This is a genomic window from Streptomyces sp. NPDC037290 (assembly GCF_055603245.1).
The window spans coordinates 52,335-68,880 of the sequence record NZ_JBVJVZ010000008.1 but is presented as its reverse complement, the minus strand read 5'-3'; the positions used below and the strand labels follow the sequence as shown (position 1 = coordinate 68,880).

Sequence of the window (16,546 nt, the reverse complement as noted above, 5' to 3'; positions counted from 1 at the left end):
CATCACCTCTCCGGTCTCCGGCGGCCGCTTCCGTTTGGCCCCGTCCGGCCGGGGTACCCCGCGGCTCACCGGGGGCGGGAGATGCCGTGGCCGCGGGTGTGCGGGAAAATCAGGAGACCGAGCGGGAGGAGTGGCCGTGGGCGTACGCACCTGGATCGACTCCTGGCCGGTCTACCGCCAGTTGACGGGCCCCGATCCGCTGGGCCGGGGTGCCGCGGCGAAGAGCGGGCCCAGCGAGCGGCTCCAGCCCCGGGTGGCCACCGCCGACCGGGTGGTGAAGTCCGTCTGCCCGTACTGCGCGGTGGGCTGCGGCCAGAACGTGTACGTCCAGGACGAGAAGGTCACCCAGATCGAGGGCGACCCGGACTCCCCCATCTCGCGCGGGCGGCTGTGCCCCAAGGGCGCCGCGAGCCTGCAGCTGACCACCGGGGACGCCCGCGAGCACCAGGTGCTCTACCGGCGTCCGCACGGCACCGAGTGGGAGCGGCTGGACCTCGACACGGCGATGGACATGATCGCCGACCGGGTGATCGAGGCGCGCAGGGCCGGCTGGCAGTGGGAGGTCGACGAGACCCGCACCCGGCGCACGCTCGGGATCGCGAGTCTGGGCGGAGCCACGCTCGACAACGAAGAGAATTACCTGATCAAGAAGCTGTTCACGGCGCTCGGCGCGATCCAGATCGAGAACCAGGCGCGTGTTTGACACTCCTCCACCGTTCCCGGTCTGGGAACCTCGTTCGGACGCGGCGGCGCCACCACCTTCCAGCAGGACCTGCAGAACGCGGACTGCATCGTCATCGAGGGCTCGAACATGGCCGAGTGCCATCCGGTCGGGTTCCAGTGGGTGATGGAGGCCAAGGCGCGGGGCGCGAAGCTGATCCATGTCGACCCGCGCTTCACCCGCACCAGTGCGCTCGCGGACCTGCACGTGCCGTTGCGCGCGGGCAGCGACATCGCCTTCCTCGGCGGGATCATCCACTACGTCCTGGAGCACGGGAAGTACTTCCGCGACTACATCGTGGCCTACAGCAACGCGCCGGTGATCCTGCGGGAGGACTTCCGCGACGCCGAGGACCTGGCGGGTGTCTTCTCCGGTCTCGACGCCGACAGCCGCCACTACGACAACAGCAGCTGGCAGTACGAGGGCACCGAGATCCAGGCGGCGTCCGGCGAGCGCGACCAGGAGTACGAGGAGCGCACCGGCGGCGGCAGTTCGCTGACCGAGGCGGCACGCGGCGAGGCGCACGGCTCCGGCGGCGCGGTGATCGGCGAGGGCGAGCCGGAGCGGGACGAGACGCTGACGCACCCGCGCTGTGTGTTCCAGGTGCTCAAGCGGCACTACGCCCGCTACACGCCGGAGGTGGTGGAGGAGGTCTGCGGGGTGCCGCAGGACCTGTTCCGGCAGGTGTGCGAGCTGGTCACGGAGAACTCCGGGCGCGAGAGGACCACGGCCTTCGCCTACGCGGTGGGCTGGACGCAGCACACGGTGGGGGTGCAGTACATCCGGGCGGCGGCCGTGCTGCAGACCCTGCTGGGCAACATCGGCCGGCCGGGCGGCGGCATCCTGGCCCTGCGCGGGCACGCCTCCATCCAGGGCTCCACGGACATCCCGACGCTGTTCAACCTGCTGCCGGGCTACATCCCGATGCCGCACGCCCACCAGAACGAGGACCTGGACGCCTTCATCCAGGCCGAGGCGGCCCACAAGGGCTACTGGGGCAACATGCGCTCGTACCTGGTGAGCCTGCTCAAGGCGTACTGGGGTGAGGCGGCGACCGCCGAGAACGACTTCTGCTTCGACTACCTGCCCCGGCTCACCGGCTCCCACTCGGCCTACGAGACGGCCATGGCCCAGCGGGAGGGCACCTGCAAGGGCTACTTCCTGTACGGCGAGAACCCGGCGGTGGGCAACGCCAACTCCAAGCTGATGCGGCTCGGCATGGCCGGCCTGGACTGGCTGGTGGTCCGTGACTTCTCGCTGATCGAGTCGGCGACCTGGTGGAAGGACGGCCCGGAGATCGAGACGGGTGAGCTGCGCACCGAGGACATCCGCACCGAGGTGTTCTTCCTGCCGGCCGCCGCGCACACCGAGAAGGACGGCACCTTCACCAACACCCAGCGGCTGCTGCAGTGGCACCACCAGGCGGTGGAACCGCCCGGCGAGGCGCGCAGCGACCTGTGGTTCACCTACCACCTGGGGCGGATCGTCCGGGAGAAGCTGGCCGGTTCCACCGACGAGATGGACCGGCCCGTGCTCGACCTGGCCTGGAACTATCCGACGAGGGGCCGGCACGCCGAGCCGGACGCGGAGGCCGTCCTGGCCGAGATCAACGGCCATGACGCCGAGGGCACTCCGCTCTCGTCCTACGAGCAGTTGAAGCCCGACGGCTCCACGACCTGCGGCTGCTGGATCTACTGCGGTGTCTACGCCGACGGCGTCAACCAGGCGGCCCGCCGCAAGCCCGGCCGGGAGCAGGACTGGGTGGCCGCCGAGTGGGCGTGGGCCTGGCCCGCCAACCGGCGGATCCTGTACAACCGCGCCTCCGCCGATCCCGAGGGCAGGCCGTGGAGCGAGCGCAAGGCGCTGGTATGGTGGGACCCGGACAAGGGCGAGTGGTCCGGGCACGACGTGCCCGACTTCAAGAAGGACAAGGCGCCCGGCCACGAGCCGCCCGAGGGCGCGACCGGACCGGAGGCGTTGTCGGGCCGGGACCCGTTCATCATGCAGGCCGACGGCAAGGCCTGGCTGTACGTGCCGTCCGGACTCACCGACGGCCCGCTGCCGACCCACTACGAGCCGCAGGACTCGCCGTTCCCGAACCTGCTCTACGACCAGCAGCGCAACCCGGTGCGGCAGGTGATGCCGGCGCTCCCCGACAACCGCTACCAGCCGAGCGGTGACGAGCCCGGCTCACAGGTGTTCCCCTACGTGGCCACCACCTACCGGCTGACCGAGCACCACACGGCGGGCGGCATGTCCCGCTGGCAGCCGTATCTGGCCGAACTGCAACCGGAGTTCTTCTGCGAGGTCTCCCCGGAGCTGGCGGCCGAGCGGGGTCTTGAGCACACCGGGTGGGCGACGATCGTCAGCGCACGCGGGGTGATCGAGGCGCGTGTGCTGGTGACGGACCGGATGGCGCCGCTGACGGTGCAGGGCCGGCGGCTGCACCAGGTGGGCCTGCCCTACCACTGGGGTCCCAACGGCTACAGCACCGGGGACGCCGCCAACGAGCTGCTGCATCTGTCCCTGGACCCGAACACGCACATCCAGGAGTCGAAGGCGTTCGCCGTGGACATCCGCCCGGGCCGCCGGCCGCGGGGTCCGGCGTCGGTGGAACTGGTGCGCGCCTACCGGGCCCGCGCGGGCATCGACGAGCACACGGGAACGGAGCCGTAGCAGCCCTACCGGAGGACGATCGAGTGGGCGCCGCGGGGCACCAGCTCGCCCACCACCGGTGCTCCGGGCACCTCGCCCGCGACCAGCAGCCCGCCGGAGGTCTGGGCGTCCGCCAGCAGCAGCCGGGTGTCGGCGCCGCTGTCCCCGAAGTCGGTGTGCGGGGCGACCCATTCGAGGTTGCGGCGGGTGCCGCCGCTGACGTAACCGTCCCGGACGGCCTCCCGCGCCCCGTCCAGGTAGGGAACGGCGGCCGTGTCGACCACGGCGGTCACACCGGAGGCGCGGGCCAGCTTGTACAGGTGCCCGAGGAATCCGAACCCGGTGACGTCGGTGGCGCAGGTGAGGCCGGCCGCGAGGGCGGCCCGCGCGGCATCCCGGTTCAGTGCCGTCATCGTGGCGACGGCCTGCTCGAACCGCTCGCCGGTGACCTTGTGCCGGTTGTTCAGCACGCCCAGGCCCAGCGGTTTGGTCAGCGACAGCGGCAGCCCCGGCCGTCCGGCGTCGTTGCGCAGCAGCCGCTCGGGATCGGCGAGGCCGGTGACGGCCATGCCGTACTTCGGTTCGGGGTCGTCGACGCTGTGTCCGCCGCCGACATGGCAGCCGGCCTCCGTGGCGATGTCCAGTCCGCCGCGCAGCACCTCGCGCGCCAGGTCGAAGGGGAGCCGGTCGCGCGGCCAGGACAGCAGGTTCACGGCGAGCACCGGCCGGCCGCCCATCGCGTACACGTCGGACAGGGCGTTGGCGGCGGCGATGCGCCCCCAGTCGTAGGGGTCGTCCACGACCGGGGTGAAGAAGTCGGCCGTGCAGACGACCGCGGTGCCCCGGTGGGTGACCACGGCGGCGTCGTCACCGGTGGCGAGCCCGACGAGCAGCGGCGTGTCGCCCCCGGCGAGCTGGGGCACGGTCAGCCCGGCGACCACCTCCTCCAGTTCCCCTGGCGGGATCTTGCAGGCGCAGCCGCCGCCGTGGGCGTACTGCGTGAGCCGGACGGGCGCCTGGCCGGTCGGTGTGGATGTCGGTGTCATACCGGCGGTCTCCTGGGGCAGTAGCCTGACGAGCGGTGGAGGCGTGTGGGTGCCTGGTGGCCCTCCCGGTCTTCAAAACCGAGGGGCCCGAGGATCTCGGGCCGGCGGGTTCGATTCCCGTCCGCCTCCGTTCGCCGCGTCCCCGCGGCAGCGCCGATGCTGGTCGTCGACGCGTTCGGTGAGGCCCCGGGCGTCCAGGAACTCCAGCAGCGGTACGGCCACCCGGCGGGTGGTGTCCAGCGCGCGCCGGGCCTCGCTGAGCGTGAACGGCTGGCGCAGGGTGCGCAGTACGGCGGCGGCCCCGGCGTCGGCGCCGGGCAGCAGCACGATCCCGTCGGCGATCCGCAGCAGCGCGCCGGCCGAGACGGCGGCGGCCAGCGCCCTGCGGTCCAGGCCGAGTTCGGCGAGCCGCCCGGCTTCGGGGGCGCGGAAGGGCGTACGGCCGAGATCCCGGCGCACCGCGTCCACGGCGGCTTGGACGGGCGGAGGCAGGGCGGGGCGGGGGCTGCCGGCGGGGTACAAACGGCCCTGGCGGGCGTGGAGTCGGGGTGCCGCTTCGGCCAGCGCGTCGACGAGGGCCCGGTCGGGCAGGCCGAGCAGCCGGCGTGCGGCCTCGGCGGGCAGGCCCGGCTCCAGCGGATGCTCCCCCGCGTACCGTTCGACCTCGGCGGCCAGCCGGTCTTTCAGAGTGGTCCAGTACGCGTCGTCCACCAGCCAGTCCGCACCGGTCGGCGTGCCGGCGGTGTCCGCCGGGTCCTGGACCTCGGGCGCGGGAGGCGGCGGGACGCCCATCGCCCGCAGGTCGGCGCGCCGGATCAGCTTGCGGCGGCGCAGTTCGGCGGTGGCGTCGGGGCGGCCGGTCATGTCCGCGAGTTCCGCCGCACGGGCCCGGCCGGCGCCGCGCCGGGTCAGCCGGGGCGGGCGTACGTCGAGCACGGTGACCCCGCAGGGCCTGCGCCCGCCGCCCGGTTCACGCAGCACCGCGCGGTCGCCGAGGCGCAGGGGCAGGCCCCGGGCGAGCGTGAGACGGGCGGTGTCGTCGCCGAGCGGCCGGACGGTGGCGGGCACGGCCGCGGTGCCGATGTGCAGGGTGACCTGTCGGGGCAGGTCGTCGACCGGTGCGCCGGTGACCCGGGCGTCGAGCACCTCGGTGCGCAGCCAGCGGTCCGGGGTCAGCAGCACCTGGCCCCGGCGCAGGGCGTCGGCGCCGGGGCCGTGCACGTTGACCGCCACCCGGGCCACCCCGCTGACCTCCGTCCGCTCCTGCTGCAGGGCTTGCAGCCCGCGCACCCGCAGCACGTTCGTGCCGTCCCCGGTGGCCAGCCGGTCACCGACGCGCAGGGTGCCCGCCCCGAGGGTGCCCGTCACCACGGTGCCGTACCCGCGCACGGTGAAGACCCGGTCGAGCCACAGCCGTACGTCGGCGGCGGGGTCGGGATCGGTCAACTCGGCTGCCAGCCGGGCCAGTTCAGCGCGCAGCTCACCGAGGCCCGCGCCGGTGACCGAGCTCACCGCGATCGCGGGGACCTTGCCGAGGGAGGTCCGGGCGAGCCGCTCGACGGCGTCGCCGCGCACGGGCTCGGGGTCGGCGAGGTCGATGCGGGTCACCGCGAGGACGGCGTGCCGGACGCCGAGCGCGTCGAGGACGGCCAGGTGCTCCTCGGACTGGGGCTGCCAGCCCTGGTCGGCGGCGACCACGAACAGCACGGCGGGGACCGGTCCGACGCCGGCCAGCATGGTGGGAACGAAGCGTTCGTGCCCGGGGACGTCGACGAAGGCGAGGTCGTCACCGTCCGGGCCGAGCCGTGTCCACACGAAGCCCAGGTCGAGGGTGAGTCCCCGGCGGCGCTCCTCCTCGTAGCGGTCGGGCTCCATGCCGGTGAGGGCCCGTACCAGGGCGGACTTGCCGTGGTCGACGTGGCCGGCGGTGGCGAGGACCCGCATCATGCCCGCCCTTCCGCGGCGGGCCGGGCCGCGCGCACCGCCTCGGCCAGCCGTGCGTCGTCCTGCTCGGGCACCGCCCGCAGATCCAGCAGGCAGCGGCCCGCCTCCAGGCGTCCGACCACCGGAATGCGGCAGGTGCGCAGCGCGGCGGCGTACGGCTCGGGCAGGGAGAGTGCGGCACTGGGCAGGGTGACCCCGGGTGCTCCGCCGCCGCCGACGGTGGCGGCGGACTCGACGGCCCGTACGTCGATGCCGTCGGTGGCCAGGTCTTCGGCGAGCCGGCCGGCGCGGGCACGCAGGGCCCCCGGGTCGGCGGTGAGGGCGAGGGCGGTCGGGGTGGGCGGGCCGCTGAGGGTGGCCTCCAGCGCGGCCAGGGTCAACTTGTCGACGCGCAGGGCGCGGGCCAGTGGGTGCCGGGCGAGGGCGCGGACCAGGTCGTGGTCGCCGAGCAGCAGTCCGCACTGGGGTCCGCCGAGCAGTTTGTCGCCGCTCGCGGTGACGAGCGCGGCACCCGCGCGCAACTGCGTCTCGGCGTCGGGTTCCGCGGGCAGCGCCGGGTGCGGGGCGAGGAGTCCGGAGCCGATGTCGACGACGACCGGTACGCCGAGTCCGGCGAGTTCGGTGATGTCGGCGGACCGGGTGAAGCCGGTGATACGGAAGTTGGACGGGTGCACCTTGAGCACGAAGCCGGTGTCCGGGCCGAGCACACCGGCGTAGTCGGCGGGGGTCGTGCGGTTGGTCGTACCGACCTCCCGGAGCCGGGCGCCGGTCGAGACGAGCAGGTCGGGCAGGCGGAAGCCGTCCCCGATCTCCACCATCTCGCCCCGGCTCACGACGATCTCCCTGCCGGCCGCGAGGGCGGTGGCGGCGAGCGCCAGCGCGGCGGCGCCGTTGTTGACGACGTGCACCGCCCCGGCCGACGGCACCCGCTCGTGCAGGGCGGCGAGGGCCGAGCGGCCACGGCGGGCGCGTACGCCGGTCGCCAGGTCCAGTTCGACGTCGGTGGGCCCGGCGGCCTCCTGTACGGCCTGCCGGGCGGCGGCCGACAGGGGGGCCCGGCCCAGGTTGGTGTGCAGCAGCACCCCGGTGGCGTTGAGCACCGGGCGCAGGCCGCTCGCGGTACCGGGCAGCAGGGTGAGGGCGGTCCGCAGCACGTCCTCGGGCGGGATGCCACCCGTACGGGCCCGCTCCTGCGCCTCGCGTACGGCGGCCTTGACGACGCCGGCGCCGAGGCGGCCGACGGCCGCGGACAGCCGGGGGTCACGCAGCAGGCGGTCGGTGCGCGGGATGCCGCGGCGCGCGTCGGTGGCCTCCGGCGGCCGTACGCTCGTACCTTCCTGCGGTCCCACGGCCCCGGAGTCTGGTCGGGCCACCCCGGTCCGCCGGTCCGCCGCTCCGGCCGTCCGCTGCTCCATGACGACGCCGTCCCTCCGGCCCGGGCCCGTCCGGGCTTCGCCCATCGTCTCCCAGTGCCCCGCACCGGCCGTTCGACACGCCGGACGAGGTGGCTGCACCGGCCGGCGGCCGGGTACTCGGCGCCGTATGAGCGACAGGGACCGCATGCCCATGAACGACGACAAGGTCCGCAGCCGGCAGGACGAGCGCGCCCCGGCCGCCGAGCCGGCCCCGCCCCGCCGGCGCGAGACGGAGCGCGAGCGTGCCGCCGGCGAACCGTTCGACCACCCGCGCCCGGAGCGCCGGGCGGGAATCCGGGTACCGCGCCGGATGAGCGAGGCCCAGGCCGCCGCGGACATGCCGCCGGGCCTCCTGGGCGGCTACGGCAGGACTGGTGGCGGTCAGCCCGGCGCCGTACACCCACCGGCCGCCACGGCCTCGGCGGAGCCGGGCGACGACGAGGGGCCGCACCGCTCGGGCCGGTGACGCGGAACCACCCGGGCGCCGGCCTGCGCCGTCCGCGGGACCGGCGCGTCAGGGGGGCCCGGCCGGCCAGGTGCGGTCGGCCCCGCTCTCGGCGTCCGGCTGTGACCGGGGCGGCGGGGCCTCGCCCGCGGTGAGGTGTTCCAGGACCTCGACCAGCTCCTGGCAGGCCTTCTCCACCGAACGCCGGGTGTTGCGCTGCTCGGTGATCAGCGCGGACAGCAGCAGGGCGGTCAGGGCCATGGAGCCGTTGAACGCCTGGAGCTTCGCCATCACCTCGATCCGGCTCAGCCCCGCGAAGGGGCCGACGCCGTCCGTCGCGGCGACGGTGGCCAGCACGCACGTCAGCAGTGCGGACAGCACGCTGCCCATGAGCTGGAAGCGCAGGGCGGCCCAGATGATCAGCGGGTAGACGAGGAAGAGCAGGCTGATCGTGCTGTAGACGGCCGTCGGCAGCAGACAGCAGGCGACGACGGTCAGCGCGGTCGCCTCCTTCCAGCGGGCCAGGGGCAGTGGCCGGCGCGCCCGGTGCAGCAACAGCAGCAACGGGGTGACGATCAGGACGCCCATGGCGTCGCCCACCCACCAGGCCAGCCAGACGGGCCAGAAGTCGGCCGCGTTCAGCCTGTCCGCGATGACGAGGAGGCCGACGCCGACGGTGGCGCTGATCAGGGTGGCGGTCAGTGCACCCAGGAACACCAGGGCGATGCCGTCCCGCAGCCGGCCGAGGTCGGTGTGGAAGCGGGCGCGGCGCAGCAGAAGCGCCGCGCACACCGGTGCGCCGGTCTGGCCGGCGAGGGTGCCGAGCACGTCGAGGCGGGGGCTGGTGATGGACAGCACGGCGAAGAAGGCCCCGATCGTGATGCCGGGCCAGCAGCGCAGGCCGAGGATCAGCAGCGCGGCGACGGCGACGCCCGTCGGTGGCCAGATGGGGCTGACGACGGCGCCCTCGACGGTGAGTTCACGCAGGAGCCCGAGTCGTGCCGCGGCGTAGTAGCACGCTGCGACGGCCAGTATCTGGACGACATAGCCGCCCGGCCGGCGCAGGACCTCGTAACCCACCACAGCAGCCATCCCACACCGACGGCCCCGCCTCGGCGAGGCGAGAACCGGTGGCATCCGGCCCTCTGGCTGAATCCCGGCCCACTCGGCGCCGGCCAGCGGGTCCGGCCCGCTCGGACCCGTCAGCGGGGCGGGTCACGGGTGGAATCCGTCCAGGCCGACGACGAGGACGGCCGCGTCGTCCTCGTGCCCGACGCTCTCGGCGCCCTTGATCACGGCGGCGGCCAGCGCATGGGCCTCCAGGCCGGCGACGGCGGCGATGCCGGCGAGGCGCACGACCTGGTCGAGGCCCTCCTCGATGCTCAGCGAGGGGCCCTCCACCACACCGTCGGTGACCAGCACGAAGACGCCACCCGTGGTGAGCCGGTGTCTGCTCACCGGGAAGTCCATGCCCTTGTCGATGCCGAGCGGCGGCCCTCCCTCGTCGTCGACGACACCGGACTTGCCGTCCGCCGTGGCCCACACGAACGGGATGTGGCCGGCCCGTGCGCTCTCCAGCACCCCGGTGGCCGGGTCGAGGCGCATGAAGGTGCAGGTGGCGAACAGTTCGCCGCCCAGCGAGAGCAGCAGGTCGTTGGTGCGGGCGAGGAGTTCGCCCGGCTCGCCGGTGACGGAGGCGAGGGCACGCAGTCCGGCCCGCACCTGGCCCATGAAGGCGGCGGCCTCGATGTTGTGCCCCTGGACGTCGCCGATGGACAGCCCGACCCTGCCGTCGGGCAGGGCGAACGCGTCGTACCAGTCGCCGCCCACGTTGAGACCGAGGTTGGCCGGTGCGTAGCGGACGGCGAGATGCAGGCCGGGCGCGGTGGGCAGGTCCCGGGGCAGCATGCCCCGCTGCAGGGCGATGGCCAGCTCGACCTGGGTGCGCTGCAGCTCCGCGCGCTCCCGTGCCTGGGCGGTGAGCGAGCCGAGCCTGGCCAGCAGCTCGTCGCCTTCGTCCGTGGAGCGCTTGCGGGGCATCGATCACTTCCGGCACGGCGGTGGCCTGCACTGACCGTCCGCATAAATTTTCGGCAAACGCCTAGATTTTACCTAAATCGGAAGATCTCGCCCCATGAGTGGGCCCAGCGAGGCTGGGTCAGCGCACCTCGGAGTCGATCCCGGTGATCACGGCGGGCCCCAGCGGTGCGCTCCGCTCGTCCAGTCCCGCGTCCCGGAGGGCGGAGCCGGCGATCCGGCGGGCCTCTTCCTCGGCGTGCGGGCCGGTGTCCGCCTCGACGGTCAGGCGGAGCGTGAAGGTGTTGTCCTCGTTGACGCTGAGTGCGTCGAGGTCCTCGGCGTCGCCCATCCGGGTGCCGTGCGGATCGGCGGGCCTGAGCGCCGTGGCCAGGCGGCTGCGGGTATCGGTCCCGATGTCCGCGGTGAAGGTGCCGGGGACGCTGATCACGTAGGTCGTCATGACGGTCCTTTCCTCGGGCGTCCCCCCGCCTACCCCGATTCACGGCGTTCGCACAGGACCGCCGCGGACCAGCCCGTGCAGGCCGGCGGCGGCCGTCCACGCGAGCGGCGGAAACACGGCGAGCCGCTCCATACCGCCCATGCCGAGCCCGAGGTGGTGGCGGGAGAGGAAGAGCCCGAACGCGACGAGGGCGACACCGCCCAGCACCCCGCTCCCCCACCGCAGCGATCGCGGCACGCCGTCGGCGAGGGCGGGCCCGGCCAGAAGCAGGCCGACGTTGCCCGTTCCCATGATCAGCAGGGCGCCGAGCACATGCTGGTTCTCGTGCAGGTCCGCGGGCGCGAGCCCGACCAGGACGAATCCGACGCCGGCCCCGGCGAGCAGCCCCCGGCACAGGACCGCCGCACCCCCGCGCCGCCAGAGCGCGCCCGTCAGCACGACCCCGGCGACGAGCAGCAGGCCCAGGGCGGCGAACGAGGTGTTCATCAGGGCGTGGCGGGGAGAGCAGACGTACCGCGGCTCGGGGTCGGGCTGCCAGGCGCAGCGCGCGTTGCCGAGATCGCTGATGTTGTTCCGCGCCCAGCTGTACGGCCGGGCCCACACCGACTCGGCGAGGCCGTGGCACACGAAGAACTGCGCCACCCCCGCGACCCACGCCGCACGCCCGGTCCGGTCCCGCATCCGCTCGCCTCCCCGTCCACGGCCTGTCTCCCGGCAAGCCGATCACGGCACGGGCGAGCGGCACACTGTGGCAGGCCCCCGGATCCGCGGTGTGGGATTCCCCCGGCCGGAGCGGCAGTCCGGGCGCCGGGCCGGCGGGGGGTCACAGCGGGGAGCGGGCCACGGCCGTCACATAGGCGCCGAACAGCAGGGACACGACGGTGAGGGCGCCGTAGACGATCACCGCCTGGGCCGGACGGACCCGCCAGGTGCGGACCAGGGCGCGGGCCATCGGGATGAGGAGCGGGAAGGCGGGCAGCAGGAACCTCGGTTTGGAGGAGAAGGGCCCAGAGCCGCCGATCACCAGCAGGATGAGGACCCCGGCGAAGATCACGAGCGCCAGTGGGGCCCGTTCCAGGCACAGCAGCGCGAACAGCACGACGCCGGCCGCGACGATCACCAGGGCCACCGGATAGACGACGCCTCCGCCGTGCAGCAGCAGGGCCTTGACGAAGCGGGCCGAACCGAGGCCGAGGTCGAAGCGGGAGTTCCAGGCGCTCTGGATCTTGAAGTAGCCGCCGAGCACGTCTCCCGTCTGACTGCCCACCCACAGCACATAGCCCAGCCAGCCCAGCGGGGCCACCAGGGCACCGGCCCACAGGCTCACCGGGACCCGGCCGCGCTGCCGCACCACCTCGTGGGCGGCGGCGAGACAGACGGCCACCGCGACCGCGAAACCGCTCGGCCGGGACAGGCCGGCCAGCGCGGTCAGCACCCCGGCCCACAGCCAGCGTCCCTTGAGCACGCAGTACAGGGCCCAGACGGCGAACGCCGCGAACAGCGACTCGGTGTAGGCGATGGTCAGTATCACGGAGTGCGGCAGGACGGCCCACAGACCGACCAGCGCGGTGGCGACCCCGCGCCCGTAGAGGCGGTGCCCGACGACGTAGATGCCGTACGCCGCCACGCCGGCGGCGATCCAGGAGATGAGCATCGCGGCCTGGCCGGGGGTGAGCGGCAGCACCGTGGTCAACGCTCTGATGAGCGCCGGGTACAGGGGGAAGAACGCCCAGTCGGTCTGTACGGCGCCCTCCTTGGTGATCCAGATCTGGTGCCCGTAGCCGTTGGCGGCGATGTGCAGGTACCAGCGCGAGTCCCAGGAGTGGGCGAGGCTCCTGACCAGCGGATGGCCTCGCAGCGCGTTAGTGAGGATCACCATGAGGACCCCGGCCAACCGGACCCCCGCGAAGAGGGCGAGGGCCGGGAGCGCACCCTCCGGGACACCGCGCCGGGCGATCCTGGGCAGGGCCGGGCGACGGACGGGTACGGACGGGGCGGCCGGCTCGGGCCGGGGCATGGAAGAGGTACTCACTCTCTTGACCTTGATCACGCCCCGTAAGACGGGCAATCCACGACTCGGGTTTCTTAACCACTTCCACCCTGATTCAGGAATCAGTCAAGGAAACGGGGTAAATCCCTTACCTCGGCACCCCAGGACGGGTCACGTGAGAGGTGCGGTTAGCATATGAGCGCTGCCTAGCTCGAAAGATGGATCCGTGACTGTCAACGACGACTCGTTCACCAACTGGAAGATCCGCGAGGAGATCGCGGAGTCGATGATCCCGCTCATCGGGAAGCTGCACCGCGAGCAGGACGTGACCGTCCTGCTGCACAGCCGCTCCCTGGTGAACAAGTCGGTGGTCAGCATCCTCAAGACGCACCGCTTCGCCCGGCAGATCGACGGCGCGGAACTGTCCGTCACCGAGACCATGCCGTTCCTCGAAGCCCTGACGGACCTCGACCTCGGGCCCTCCCAGATCGACCTGGGCATGCTGGCCACCACCTACAAGGCCGACGACCGCGGTCTGAGCGTGGCGGAGTTCACCGCCGAGGCCGTCGCCGGTGCCACCGGCGCGAACAAGATCGAGCGCCGTGAGCCGCGCGACGTCGTCCTGTACGGCTTCGGCCGCATCGGCCGGCTGGTCGCCCGTCTGCTGATCGAGAAGTCCGGCTCCGGCAACGGCCTGCGCCTGCGCGCCATCGTGGTGCGCGGCGGCGGCGCCCAGGACATCGTCAAGCGCGCATCGCTGCTGCGCCGCGACTCCATCCACGGCCAGTTCCAGGGCACGATCACGGTCGACGAGGACAGCAGCACGATCGTCGCCAACGGCAACGAGATCAAGGTGATCTACGCCGACGACCCGTCGCACGTCGACTACACCGAGTACGGCATCCGGGACGCCATCCTCATCGACAACACCGGCAAGTGGCGCGACCGTGAGGGCCTGTCCAAGCACCTGCGCCCCGGTATCGAGAAGGTCGTCCTGACCGCGCCCGGCAAGGGCGACGTCCCGAACATCGTGCACGGCGTCAACCACGACACGATCAAGCCGGACGAGCAGATCCTGTCCTGCGCCTCCTGCACCACCAACGCGATCGTCCCGCCGCTGAAGGCGATGGACGACGAGTACGGCGTGCTGCGCGGCCACGTGGAGACCGTCCACTCGTTCACCAACGACCAGAACCTGCTGGACAACTACCACAAGTCCGAGCGCCGTGGCCGCTCCGCGCCGCTCAACATGGTCATCACCGAGACCGGCGCGGCCTCCGCCGTCGCCAAGGCCCTGCCGGACCTCAAGGCGAAGATCAGCGGCAGCTCGATCCGCGTGCCCGTGCCGGACGTCTCGATCGCGATCCTCAACCTCCAGCTGGCCCGCGAGACCACCCGCGAGGAGGTCCACGACTACCTCCGCGAGGTGTCGCTGACCTCGCCGCTCAAGCGCCAGATCGACTTCATCACGGCGCCCGACGCGGTCTCCAGCGACTTCATCGGCTCGCGCCACGCCTCGATCGTGGACGCCGGCGCCCTCAAGGTCGACGGCGACAACGCGATCCTCTACCTCTGGTACGACAACGAGTTCGGCTACTCCTGCCAGGTGGTCCGGGTCGTCCAGCACGTGTCGGGCGTGGAGTACCCGACGTACCCGGCGACGGCGGTCTGATCCGTTTCGCCGGCACGTGTGCGGCCGCCGACCGGGGTTCCGGTCGGCGGCCGTCCTGCTGGGGCGCGTACGGTCAGGCCTTCGCCGGCCTGGCGCAGGCGCCCGCGGCACACGCGGTGAGCCACTGGTCGAAGTCGGCGTCGTAGCGGGTGCCGATGCCGTCGTGGTAGACGGCGTATCCGCCGGCGTAGTCACCGGCGCGGAAGCGGGCGAGCATGCGCTGGATGTCGTCGGGATGGTGCTCGGCCATGTAGCGCACGGCGAGGTAGCCCCACGGGTAGGTGCGGGTGACGTCGCTGTTGCCGTAGGTGTTCTCGAAGAGGGTGCTCAGCTTGTACGTGTGCCTGGCCGCCTCCTGGGCCGCCTGGTCGTCGGCGATGCCCCGGTAGCTGTAGGACACGTACTCGGCCACACCCTCGATCCACCACACGTCCGGCACGGTCGTCTCCTGGGCGAAGTCGCCCTTCATGTCGTCACGGCCGTCGAGGAAGTGCGTGTACTCGTGGTTGAGGTTCCAGATCCGGGCCGTGAATCCGTCGTCGGACGGCTTCTGGTACATGATCGACGTGACGTGGTTGGCCGGGTCGGACGGGTTGCCGTCCAGGGTCATGCCTCCGTTGTCGGTGTCGATGCCGTAGATCGGGCCGGCGTAGGTCTGGTAGTCGGAGCGGCTGGAGAAGACCACGAGCTGGATGGTCGACACGTACTGGCCGGGTATCGCCCCGTCGGCCTTCACGATGCCGCGGAAGTAGCTGCTCTGGTTCAGCACGCTGGCGCAGGCGGCGTCCAGGTCGGCCGCGGTCAGCGACTGGGCGAGGAGGGTGACGTTCGCGTCGCAGTGCCGGGTGACCGGCAGGACGGCCTCGGTCAGCTTGGCCGGCAGGTCGCAGACGTCGTAGTACGAGCAGTCGGCGGCGTCGTAGGCGTTCGCCTGGGTGGCCACGGCCACCCAGAGGCCGGCCGTCGGACCGGTCATCGCGGTCTCGTCCAGCAGCTCCTTGACCAACGGCTGGACGGCGTCGCGCAGTTCGGGGTGCTCGACGTAACGGGCCACGTTCATCCCGGCGTTGGAGTCCAGGAAGGCCTGGTCGGTGCCGAGCAGGTCGGTGTTGGCGAGGGCGAAGTCGTCCAGCGTGTCGATGATGCGCGGGTCGGCGTCCACCGCCCTGACGTAGTCCGGGTTCCAGTTGCCGCGCCACAGGGGTGTGTAGACGTCGTTGACGGCGCTGATCATGCTGGGAATGGCGTCGTAGGTGCTGTCGTAGTCGTTCAGCAGCCGCCGGTAGACGTACAGGTAACGGCCCTGCTGGTCCGCGCTGTCGGTGAGGATGACGGTCTCGGCGAGGATGTCGCCGTTGGCCGCGCTGACGTCCTGGGAGTGGGAGCGGGCGAAGAAGGTGTCGAGCCCGGCTGTGACGGCGGTGGTGAGCCGGGAGGTGTACGACCCCACGTCGGCGGAGTGGTTGAACTGCACGTAGTAGCCTGCCCGCAGGAAAAGGACCAGCTGCTCGATGCCGCCGGAGTCATTGCCTTGGTACTGCCCGGCCACACGCGTGTACGCGTTCGCCACGGTCAGCATCTGGGCCTGCCGGAAGACGTCGTGCGCGTCCCTGCCGGTCACCGAGAACAGCGTGTTGACGCAGTCCGTGGACGAGGCCTTCACGAAGGCGACGAGGGCGGAGCCGGAACGTCCGCCGAAGTCGCCGGGAGTGCAGGAGGCCGCCTTCGCATCCGGGCGGGCCGGCTTGCGGGTGAGGGGCTGCAGGGGCGGGAGCTGGGCCGGGCTGAGGCGCCGGGCCTGGCTCGCGGGACGCTCGGTGACGGCGGTGGTCGCGCCGGCCGGCGACGGCACGGACGTGTGCCCGCGGGGAGCGGTGGGCGCGCCGGTGTGCGGCTGGGGTGCCGCCAGGGCCGGCGTGGACAGCAGCCCGGCCACGGTGACGCAGACGGCCGCGGCGCCGGCCATGCGTGTGCCCGTGCGGGGGCGCGTTCGGCCGGGCATGCGTCTGGGCAGCGCGAGGCGATAGCGCATCTGGGTTCCTCCACGAAGGGATGCGCCTCTGTGGGGTGTTGAGGCGTGTGAGGCACTGTCTCAGCGGGCCGCCCGCCTCAACAATGCCGTGTGACATAGCACATGACACTGCCTGCTCATAACGTCACGGCGCGCCTTTGACACCCT

General features: G+C 72.5%; 11 protein-coding genes, 1 tRNA gene and 1 pseudogene. 4 read left to right on the top strand and 9 right to left on the bottom strand.

Annotated features, from left to right (window positions below; translation table 11 throughout):
- Positions 1-136: 136 nt before the first annotated feature.
- The gene (gene fdh / locus ACZ7HQ_RS26510) at positions 137-3,397 is read left to right on the top strand and encodes a formate dehydrogenase (RefSeq protein ID WP_470994595.1); all 3,261 of its coding nucleotides are present in this window, start codon (positions 137-139) and stop codon (positions 3,395-3,397) included.
- A gap of 5 nt (positions 3,398-3,402) precedes the next feature.
- Here the strand turns inward: fdh and selD are convergent, their stop codons facing one another.
- Entirely contained in the window at positions 3,403-4,422 is a 1,020-nt protein-coding gene (selD, locus tag ACZ7HQ_RS26505; protein ID WP_470994592.1) for a selenide, water dikinase SelD, read from the bottom strand.
- A 37-nt stretch (positions 4,423-4,459) separates the two neighbouring features.
- Between selD and ACZ7HQ_RS26500 the strand changes: the two genes are divergently transcribed.
- Positions 4,460-4,552, top strand: a tRNA-Sec gene (locus ACZ7HQ_RS26500).
- Between the two features lie 35 nt (positions 4,553-4,587).
- On the opposite strand, the pseudogene ACZ7HQ_RS26495 reads toward ACZ7HQ_RS26500, so the two are convergent.
- Together ACZ7HQ_RS26495 and selA are read right to left on the bottom strand one after the other, a co-directional pair.
- Positions 4,588-6,366: pseudogene (locus ACZ7HQ_RS26495) on the bottom strand (SelB domain-containing protein); the annotation flags it as partial.
- Positions 6,366-7,715: an L-seryl-tRNA(Sec) selenium transferase gene (selA, locus tag ACZ7HQ_RS26490; RefSeq protein WP_470994590.1), complete on the bottom strand. Its 1,350-nt coding sequence runs from the start codon at positions 7,713-7,715 to the stop codon at positions 6,366-6,368. The gene selA and the pseudogene ACZ7HQ_RS26495, both read right to left, overlap by 1 nt.
- A gap of 193 nt (positions 7,716-7,908) precedes the next feature.
- Between selA and ACZ7HQ_RS26485 the strand changes: the two genes are divergently transcribed.
- On the top strand, positions 7,909-8,247 hold the full coding sequence (locus tag ACZ7HQ_RS26485; protein ID WP_470994587.1) for a hypothetical protein: 339 nt from the start codon (positions 7,909-7,911) through the stop codon (positions 8,245-8,247).
- 48 nt (positions 8,248-8,295) lie between these two features.
- Here ACZ7HQ_RS26485 and ACZ7HQ_RS26480 read toward each other — a convergent pair whose 3' ends face one another.
- The 5 genes from ACZ7HQ_RS26480 to ACZ7HQ_RS26460 all read right to left on the bottom strand — a co-directional run bounded on the left by ACZ7HQ_RS26480 (position 8,296) and on the right by ACZ7HQ_RS26460 (position 12,755).
- Positions 8,296-9,318 carry an MASE1 domain-containing protein gene (locus ACZ7HQ_RS26480; protein ID WP_470994584.1) on the bottom strand — a complete coding sequence of 341 codons (1,023 nt, stop codon included), beginning with the start codon at positions 9,316-9,318 and terminating at the stop codon, positions 8,296-8,298.
- 123 nt (positions 9,319-9,441) lie between these two features.
- On the bottom strand, positions 9,442-10,266 hold the full coding sequence (locus ACZ7HQ_RS26475) for a PP2C family protein-serine/threonine phosphatase (RefSeq protein ID WP_470994581.1): 825 nt from the start codon (positions 10,264-10,266) through the stop codon (positions 9,442-9,444).
- 118 nt (positions 10,267-10,384) lie between these two features.
- A complete protein-coding gene (locus tag ACZ7HQ_RS26470) occupies positions 10,385-10,705 on the bottom strand; it encodes a hypothetical protein (RefSeq protein ID WP_470994578.1) in 321 nt (106 codons plus the stop codon).
- A 39-nt stretch (positions 10,706-10,744) separates the two neighbouring features.
- Entirely contained in the window at positions 10,745-11,386 is a 642-nt protein-coding gene (locus ACZ7HQ_RS26465; RefSeq protein ID WP_470994575.1) for a DUF998 domain-containing protein, read from the bottom strand.
- A gap of 142 nt (positions 11,387-11,528) precedes the next feature.
- Positions 11,529-12,755: a hypothetical protein gene (locus tag ACZ7HQ_RS26460; protein WP_470994572.1), complete on the bottom strand. Its 1,227-nt coding sequence runs from the start codon at positions 12,753-12,755 to the stop codon at positions 11,529-11,531.
- A gap of 166 nt (positions 12,756-12,921) precedes the next feature.
- On the opposite strand from ACZ7HQ_RS26460, the gene ACZ7HQ_RS26455 reads away from it, so the two are divergent.
- Entirely contained in the window at positions 12,922-14,367 is a 1,446-nt protein-coding gene (locus ACZ7HQ_RS26455) for a glyceraldehyde-3-phosphate dehydrogenase (protein WP_470994569.1), read from the top strand.
- A gap of 73 nt (positions 14,368-14,440) precedes the next feature.
- Here ACZ7HQ_RS26455 and ACZ7HQ_RS26450 read toward each other — a convergent pair whose 3' ends face one another.
- A complete protein-coding gene (locus tag ACZ7HQ_RS26450; protein ID WP_470994567.1) occupies positions 14,441-16,399 on the bottom strand; it encodes a collagenase in 1,959 nt (652 codons plus the stop codon).
- Between the last annotated feature and the right edge of the window lie 147 nt (positions 16,400-16,546).

Bases quoted from the DNA above. Each gene is read 5' to 3' on its own strand.
- selD (WP_470994592.1), bottom strand. From the start codon at position 4,422: ATGACACCGACATCCACACCGACCGGCCAGGCGCCCGTCCGGCTCACG.
- ACZ7HQ_RS26485 (WP_470994587.1), top strand. From the start codon at position 7,909: ATGAGCGACAGGGACCGCATGCCCATGAACGACGACAAGGTCCGCAGC.
- ACZ7HQ_RS26480 (WP_470994584.1), bottom strand. From the start codon at position 9,318: ATGGCTGCTGTGGTGGGTTACGAGGTCCTGCGCCGGCCGGGCGGCTAT.
- ACZ7HQ_RS26475 (WP_470994581.1), bottom strand. From the start codon at position 10,266: ATGCCCCGCAAGCGCTCCACGGACGAAGGCGACGAGCTGCTGGCCAGG.
- ACZ7HQ_RS26470 (WP_470994578.1), bottom strand. From the start codon at position 10,705: ATGACGACCTACGTGATCAGCGTCCCCGGCACCTTCACCGCGGACATC.
- ACZ7HQ_RS26465 (WP_470994575.1), bottom strand. From the start codon at position 11,386: ATGCGGGACCGGACCGGGCGTGCGGCGTGGGTCGCGGGGGTGGCGCAG.
- ACZ7HQ_RS26450 (WP_470994567.1), bottom strand. From the start codon at position 16,399: ATGCGCTATCGCCTCGCGCTGCCCAGACGCATGCCCGGCCGAACGCGC.